Below are 7,507 nucleotides of genomic sequence, written 5' to 3' on the forward strand. Positions count from 1 at the left end.
ACGATACGCATACTTGTTTTTCATTGCCATGACTAACCAGATAACCTTTTTAGGTCCTTTCAGCTAGTCAAGAGCCAAAGCATATATTCCTGCCCATAGTGTAGAGAAAAACGGTTCTTCCTTCAATCGTGAAAAGGCGTGAGGCTGCCGGAGGCCCGGAACGGCGGGTTTCATGAGATGTTCCGCCTGAAGCGTAAAACGTGTTCCGGGGAAGGGCGTGCAGAACCGGCGCACGAAGAGGCATGCTTTCCAAAAGTGCGGGCGCAGGAGCTTACGTTTTTTTGCTCCTGCGCCCATGAAAAAAAAGCGGGCGCATTCGCACCCGCCGGGAGTTTCTTCAGGCTCAGTGCCCGGTGATGTTGTACTTTTTCAGTTTGTACTGCATGAGACTGCGGGATATGCCGAGAAGTTCGGCCGCATGGGCCTGCACGAAGTCTGCGCGCACCAGTGCCCGCTTGATGAGCGCGGCCTCTATGCGGTCCAGCGTGTCGGCCAGGTTGAGTTCCACGGGCAGAAGGTCCACGGCGCTTTTGAACTGCGACTCCTCGCCGCGTATTTCCGGGGGAAGGTCGTCCACGCCGATGACCGGGCCGGGCACCATGACCATGCAGCCTTCCAGCACGTTCTGAAGCTGACGGATGTTGCCGGGCCATTCGTAGCCGGTGAGATAGTTCTGGGCCTCGGTGCTGAAGCTCTTGGCGGGTATGCCGTTGTCTTCGGCGATTTTTTCCGTGAAATGGGCGATGAGCAGAGGAATATCCTCCCGCCGTTCACGCAGGGGCGGAATGGGAATCTGCACCACGTTGAGGCGGTAGAAGAGGTCTTCGCGGAAGGTGCCTTCCTCCACCATCTTGGACAGGTCGCGGTTGGTGGCCGCCACGACGCGGATATCCACGCTGATGGGTTCCGTGCCGCCCACGCGCTCGAACACGCGTTCCTGAAGCACGCGCAGCAGCTTGACCTGCAGATCCATGCTGAGCTCGCCCACCTCGTCCAGAAAGAGCGTGCCGTGATCGGCCTGCTCGAAGCGGCCGCGGCGCGTGGCCACGGCCCCGGTGAAGGAGCCTTTTTCATGGCCGAACAGTTCGCTTTCCAGCACGCCGGAGTTGAAGGCCATGCAGTTGACGGAAACAAAGGGCCCTTCCTTGCGCGGGGAGCTGAAGTGTATGGCCCGGGCCACCAGTTCCTTGCCGGTGCCCGATTCGCCGGTGATGAGCACCGTGGAACGACTCACGGCCACCCTGTCCACAATGGAGAGGGTGTTGCGGATGGCCTTGGATTTGCCGATGATGTGATGGGTGCGGTAGCGCTCTTCCAGTGATTCCTGAAGCAGTTTGTACTGCCGGTGCGCCTTGGACAGTTCCACGGCATTGTGCACGGAAAGCAGCAGTTCGTCGTTGGCGAAGGGCTTGGTGATGTAGTCGAAGGCGCCGTAGCGCATGGCCTCCACCGCGCTTTCAATGCTGCCGAAGGCGGTCATGATGAGCACCGGCAGATCGGGCCAGGATTTCTTGATGCGCTGAAGCACTTCCTTGCCGGTGAGCTTGGGCATCTTCATGTCGGTAATGACCACGTCCACTTCCGATTCGTCCAGAAAATGCAGCGCCATTTCCGGGTCGTTGAGCGCGGTCACTTCATAGCCCGCATCCTTGAGCAGCGCCTCCATGACGATGAGGTAGTTTTTTTCATCATCGATAACAAGAATATGGGATATATCACTCATGAGAGCTTCCTTGTTCGGTTGAAGAATGTTCCGTGGGGAAACGGACGGTGATGAGCGCGCCTCCCTGCGGGGCGTTGGCAAGTTTCATGCTGCCGCCGTGGGAATCAATGATGGCCTGCACGATGGGCAGGCCGAGACCCGTGCCGTTGTCCTTGGTGGTGAAGAAGGGATCCATGACCTTGTCCAGCGTGCCTTCGGCAAAGCCGGGCCCCGTGTCGCGGAAGGTGAGGGTGATCTGTCCGTCGGCGGGAAGGGCGCTTTCGATGAAGATCTGCCCCGGTCCCTGCATGGCCTGCTGCGCATTGGCGAGGATATTGTAGAAGGCGCGGTACAGCAGGTCGGGGTCGCCCAGAACCATGAGGGGAGAGGAAAGGTCCGCGTGTATTTCCACGCCCTGACGCTGGAATTCCCCGCCGAGAAAGGCCATGGCCTTGTTGAGCACGTCCTGAAGGTTCACGTTGTCCTTCCGGGGCTGACGGGGACGCGCGTAGTCCAGAAAGTCGTTGACCGTGGTGCCCAGGCGGCAGGATTCGTCGTAAATGGCGGAAAGCATGGCCTGGGTGGTGGCGTCTTCCGTCTTGTGGCGACGGATGAGAAATTCGGAACTGGAGCGGATGATGCCCAGAGGATTGCGTATTTCATGGGCGATGGAAGCCACCATGCGGCCCATGCTGGCGAGTTTTTCCGCCTGATGGAGCTGGGCTTCGAGCTGGCGGTTGCGGGCCATGCGGCGGCTCAGGGTGAACTCGGCCTTGCGCGCCACGAAATGCAGCAGAAAGAAGAGTATGAGCGTGGAGACAAGAAAGCCTGCAATGATGAGCCACTGGGAACGTATGGTTCCCCGGTACTGGGGCGTCATATCCTGCACGATTTCCAGCACGCCCAGCACGGGCACGGTCTGCCCGCGCAGGTGCAGGTCCTGAAAGTCGGCGTCGATGGTCAGGGGAAAGATGGTGCGCAGCAGGAAGGTGCCGTCCTTGAGGTTCGGCGTGATCAGGGCCTGCGTGTAGGGGATGGAGGAAATGACGTCGAAGTGATGGGGCTTGCCCTCAAACACCAGGGGGATGCCTGCGGTGTAAAGGTCGGTGCGGCGTACCTCGCGCGGGTCGGTGGAATAGAGGATGGTGTAGTGATCGTCGAAAAGGCGCACGCTGGAGAGCTGGAGCCCGTGCAGCTGCGACTGGATCACGTCGTCGAGCAGCTTGTACTGCGCCGGGTTGGAAAGGGCGACGCGGCCGGAAGCGTAGGTGACGGGCAGGGTGAACTTGCGGAATATCTGACGGTTGATGTTGTCCGCAAGAAGCAGCGCGTATTCCTGCTGGCTTTCCAGCACGGAACTGTTCATGGTGCGGCCGATGAAGAGCGTGAGGATGACGCTGGAAATGAGAATCAGCACCAGCGAGATGTAGGAGAAGAATTTTGCCAGGTTGAACGGAAGCTTGTTGTCGGCGCCGTTCTGACTTGCGTCATCCATAACGTGTACCTTCAAAAGTGACGGAACCTGCGGGCTCCGGTGTGGCGTTTTTTTCGTCGGCCCGGAAGCATGCCGGGGCGGAGGCGCCTGCCCGTCGTTGACGGGGAACCCTTCTTGCCGTCAGGCTCCGGCCCCGCGTGAGGCGGAGCCGGAGCCTTTCATTTACAGGGGGATGTCATGTGCGGCGGCAGAAGTCGTCCGGAGCTGCGGCCGGGCTCAGAAGTCCATGTTTTCCGAAGGAATGGCGGTGAACATGGCAAGACGCGAGGCGTCTTCTTCGGAGCCGGGCATGCCGAGGCGGGCACGGGCGAGCTTCTTGCCGTTTTCCACGGCGGGCTGATCCACGGGGTTGATGCCCATGAGCCAGCCGGTGAAGATGGTGGTCGCTTCAAGGAGCATCATCATCTTGCCGGCGGAATAGGCGCTTTCGTCGGGCATGTCGAGGTGCACGACGGGCACGTCCTTCTGGGCCAGCGTGGCGCGGGTGGCCAGGGTTTCGGCTTCAAGGATGTCGCCGAAGGTATGCCCCTTCAGGTACTGCCACTGTTCGGGGAGCTTGGAAGGCATGGGCAGCAGTTCCTTGTTGGCCGGAGAGCTGACGAAGAGGCAGATCTTGTCCTTGGGGCCGTCCAGGAACATCTGAAGCAGGGAATGCTGATCGGTGACGCCGGTGGCGGGGATGGGCATGGTGCCCTTGCCGTCCTTGCCGAGGCTTTCGGCCCAGAGCTGGCAGAACCACGGGCCGAAGGTGGACCAGGCCGGGATGTAGCAGAAGTAGATCACCTGGCTCTTGCCCGCTTCGGACATCTGCCATGCCCAGCGGGCCAGCTTCCACGCGGGGTGCTCAAGCAGGGTGTCGGGGTTTTCGGCCAGAGGACGGCCCACGGAAATGGCGCCCTGGATAAGGGCCTTCCAGTCCATGCCGAGGAAGACGGCGGGAACCATGCCCACCGCGGAAAGCACGGAGTAGCGGCCGCCGAGATTGTCCGGCACGGGCAGGGAACGCAGGGCGTACTTGTCCACTTCGTCGCGCAGGAAGCCCTTGTTGGCGTCGGTCACCATGAAGAGGTGTTCCTGCCAGGTTCCGGGGAGCTTGGTCTGCAGCCAGGGCAGCACGATGAGGTACTGGGCGATGGTTTCAATGGTGCCGCCAGACTTGCTGATGACCACCACGAGGGTGTCTTCGGGAACGAGCTTGTCGAGGTGTTCCTGCAGCCATTCGGGGTGCACGTTGTCGGCTATCCACAGGCTGGGACCGTCGTAGTTGGGGCGGTCCTGTCCAGGCGCAAAGGCACGCTGAAGGGCGCGGGGGCCGAGGGCCGAACCGCCGATGCCGAGCAGCAGCATGTGCTTGAAGCTGCGCAGAAACTCTTCGTGTATTTCCAGCTGATGGATGAGATCTTCCGCAAAGGGAAGGGACAGGAACGGCAGAACCGGCAGTTCCTGTTTGAGTTTTTCGATGTAGGAGGAATCATCGGAGGGGCGGTCGGAAACGCCGCCCAGCCAGGCATGGGCCCAATCAAGTTTTGCCTGAGTCATACGCGCACCATCTCGATAAGGTTAGTGGTAAAGGGCTTCCTTCATGCGATGCAGCGCATCCATGAGGACTTCATCGGAAACGGCATAGGAAAGGCGGATGCAGTTCTTGTCGCCGAAGGCTTCGCCGGGCACGCAGGCCACGCGGGCCTTTTCCAGAAGAAGCGTGCATACGGCCGTGCCGTCGGGCATGTCTTTGGTGAAGAGGGCGCTCACATCGGGGAAGAGATAGAAGGCCCCGCCGGGTTTTGCGCAGACCACGCCGGGCCAGGTGGAGATTTCGGCCATGGCCAGATCGCGGCGGCGGAGGAAGGAGCGGCGCATTTCCTCCACGCAGTCATAGGAGCCTTCCAGCGCGGCCACACCGGCCTTCTGGGCGATGGAGCACATGTGCGAGGTCATCTGCCCCTGGAGCTTGGAGCATTCCTTGATGAGGTCCGCATGGCCGAGGGTATAGCCCACGCGCCAGCCGGGCATGGAGAAGGCCTTGGAAAGGCCGTTGAGAATGGCGAGTTTGTCAGGATACTTTTCCCACCAGCCGGAGGCGCTCACCGGAGCGCCGTCGTACACGAGCTGATCGTAGATTTCGTCGGCCAGCACGAAGATGTCGTGGTCGATGCACCACTTCACCATGGCGTCCACTTCCGCCTGCGTATAGGCCACGCCCGTGGGGTTGGAGGGCGTGTTGAGTATCATCATGCGGGTTTTGGGCGTGACGGCCTTTTCCAGATCGGAAACGTCGATGCGGAAGCCCTTGGAGGAATCGGCGGGCACGAGCACGGGGTTGCCGCCCGCGATGCGGATGAGGTCGGGGTAGCTCGTCCAGTACGGGCAGGGGAGCAGCACATCGTCGCCGTCATTGAGCATGACGAAGAGGGTGTTGGCGAGGGACTGCTTGCCGCCCGTGGTGAGAATGACGTTTTCCGGTCTGGCGGTCACATGGTACTGACGCTGAAAATAGTGGCAGACGCCCTGCCGGATTTCCATAATACCGGGAACGGGCGTATACTTGGTGAAATTTTCATCTATGGCCTTCTTGGCTGCCTCGCAGATATGAAGCGGGGTAGGAGCATCGGGCTCGCCCACGGCCAGACTGGTGACCTTGATGCCTTTCGCCTTGAGTTCAAGGGCTTTGGCATTGATGGCAAGGGTGGCGGAGGGCTTGATCTTTTTCATTCTCTCGGCAAAGTTCATGGATATGTTCTTCCTGTTTGCGGTGAAAGGCGCACATGGTTTCCCAAGATGGTTAAAACTTTATCAGCTTCACAAAGGTCTGTAAATTGATGAGTGAACCGCTTTTGCGATATCCCGGGCCCTGTCGTGTGGGCCGCCTGCTGCGCCGTGAGAAGCGTTTTTTCCTTTTTGTGGAACTGGACGGAAGGGAAGTGGCCGCACATACCAACAATACCGGAACCATGCTGGGACTTCTGCGGCCGGGGTCACCGGTGCTGCTTTCTCCTGCGACAAATCCGGGGCGCAGGCTGGCATGGACGGTGGAGGCCCTGGGCCTTCCCCGGGGCGGAGATTTTTTCTGGGTGGGGGTGAACACCCTGATGCCCAACCGCCTGCTTTCCGCCCTGTCCGGGGCGGGGCTTCTGCCTTGGGCGGCGGGCTATGCGACACTGAGGCGCGAGGCCGTGTACGGGGAAAGCCGCCTGGACGGCGTGTTCCGCGGGGAAGGGCTGCCCGATCTCTGGGTGGAGTGCAAGAACGTCACGCTGGTGGAAGACGGCGTGGCCGCCTTTCCCGACGCCGTGACCGCGCGCGGGGCAAAGCATCTGCGCACGCTCATGGACATCCGCGCTTCCGGGGCGCGGGCGGCCATGCTGTACATCATACAGCGGCCGGACGGCGCGTGTTTTTCCGCCGCCGACTATGTGGACCCGGTCTATGCCGAAGCGCTTAGGGAAGCTGCGGCAAAAGGCGTGGAAGTGTACCCCGTGGTGGTCGACATAGACACGGACGGCATCCGTTACGGCGGCGTGCTGGAATACAGGGATTTCAGGCCCTAGGAACGGGGCGTCTCTTGCCGTTCCGTGTGTTTTCTGGGAAAAGGAGCATGGGGAACCGCATGGCCTGTGTCCTGCCTGTGTTTCCCTGTCTTTGGCAGAAACCATGCGCGACGCCATGTCGCCTTCTGTAAGGAGAAACACATGTTCAGAAATATCATGATCGTGCTGCTGGCGGCAGCCTGCATCGCCCTCGGCGCAAATCAGTACCGGCAGGCCGTTCTCCGGGACGGCGAGGAGATCAGCGCCGGGGAATACGGCGGACTTCTTGCCCTTCGCAACCTGTATTCCGCAAAGGATTATCAGGAAAAGGTGCTTCCGCTGGTGGAAGAGGCCTTTGTGGAGGGGAAGGTCACGCGGGAACGCATGCGTGTTCTGGGCGCAAAGCTGAACGGCCTCGGCGGCCGTACCCTTGAGCAGATGAAGAAAGCGGATGCCATGAGCAAGGTTTCCCGCGCCTGGGACGACGCCAGGGACAGCGCGGCGAATCTCGGGGAAAAGCTCGGCCGGAAGATGGATGACGCCATGCGCGATCTGGGTGAAACCCTGGACGACATGATGTCCGGGCGTTCCTCACGCGACAGGGAGGGGAGCGTGTCCCTCTAGCGTTTTTTGCGGCGTGTGACGGATGTTCTGAGCGCGGTTTCGGAGCGTATGTTCCGAAACCGCGCTTTTTATGGCTGAGAGGCTAGGTTCAGGACTCATTAAATATAAAAGATGACAATGGCAGCGAGACAAATGGCCGAAAAGAACGTGTGTGCACAA

General features: G+C 60.4%; 6 protein-coding genes. 2 read left to right on the top strand and 4 right to left on the bottom strand.

Annotated features, from left to right (window positions below; translation table 11 throughout):
• Positions 1–343: 343 nt before the first annotated feature.
• From Q0K07_RS12465 to Q0K07_RS12480, 4 genes are all read right to left on the bottom strand, one after another.
• Positions 344–1,723 carry a sigma-54 dependent transcriptional regulator gene (locus Q0K07_RS12465; RefSeq protein WP_294559661.1) on the bottom strand — a complete coding sequence of 460 codons (1,380 nt, stop codon included), beginning with the start codon at positions 1,721–1,723 and terminating at the stop codon, positions 344–346.
• Positions 1,716–3,197, bottom strand: coding sequence for an ATP-binding protein (locus Q0K07_RS12470; RefSeq protein WP_294559663.1), 1,482 nt, complete (start codon positions 3,195–3,197; stop codon positions 1,716–1,718). Before Q0K07_RS12470 ends, Q0K07_RS12465 begins: the two co-directional genes overlap by 8 nt.
• Positions 3,198–3,413: 216 nt before the next feature.
• The gene (locus Q0K07_RS12475) at positions 3,414–4,736 is read right to left on the bottom strand and encodes a glucose-6-phosphate isomerase (protein ID WP_294559665.1); all 1,323 of its coding nucleotides are present in this window, start codon (positions 4,734–4,736) and stop codon (positions 3,414–3,416) included.
• Between the two features lie 21 nt (positions 4,737–4,757).
• Entirely contained in the window at positions 4,758–5,927 is a 1,170-nt protein-coding gene (locus Q0K07_RS12480) for a pyridoxal phosphate-dependent aminotransferase (protein ID WP_294559667.1), read from the bottom strand.
• 89 nt (positions 5,928–6,016) lie between these two features.
• Between Q0K07_RS12480 and sfsA the strand changes: the two genes are divergently transcribed.
• Together sfsA and Q0K07_RS12490 are read left to right on the top strand one after the other, a co-directional pair.
• A complete protein-coding gene (gene sfsA / locus Q0K07_RS12485; protein WP_294559669.1) occupies positions 6,017–6,745 on the top strand; it encodes a DNA/RNA nuclease SfsA in 729 nt (242 codons plus the stop codon).
• Positions 6,746–6,886: 141 nt separating this feature from the next.
• Positions 6,887–7,348, top strand: a complete 462-nt coding sequence (locus Q0K07_RS12490) for a hypothetical protein (protein WP_294559671.1) — start codon at positions 6,887–6,889, stop codon at positions 7,346–7,348.
• Positions 7,349–7,507: the final 159 nt, after the last annotated feature.

This window comes from uncultured Mailhella sp., from assembly GCF_944324615.1.
Taxonomy (GTDB): domain Bacteria; phylum Desulfobacterota; class Desulfovibrionia; order Desulfovibrionales; family Desulfovibrionaceae; genus Mailhella.

Excerpts from the sequence above, each read along its gene's own strand:
- Q0K07_RS12465 (WP_294559661.1), bottom strand. The coding sequence starts at position 1,723 with ATGAGTGATATATCCCATATTCTTGTTATCGATGATGAAAAAAACTAC.
- Q0K07_RS12470 (WP_294559663.1), bottom strand. The coding sequence starts at position 3,197 with ATGGATGACGCAAGTCAGAACGGCGCCGACAACAAGCTTCCGTTCAAC.
- Q0K07_RS12475 (WP_294559665.1), bottom strand. The coding sequence starts at position 4,736 with ATGACTCAGGCAAAACTTGATTGGGCCCATGCCTGGCTGGGCGGCGTT.
- Q0K07_RS12480 (WP_294559667.1), bottom strand. The coding sequence starts at position 5,927 with ATGAACTTTGCCGAGAGAATGAAAAAGATCAAGCCCTCCGCCACCCTT.
- sfsA (WP_294559669.1), top strand. The coding sequence starts at position 6,017 with ATGAGTGAACCGCTTTTGCGATATCCCGGGCCCTGTCGTGTGGGCCGC.
- Q0K07_RS12490 (WP_294559671.1), top strand. The coding sequence starts at position 6,887 with ATGTTCAGAAATATCATGATCGTGCTGCTGGCGGCAGCCTGCATCGCC.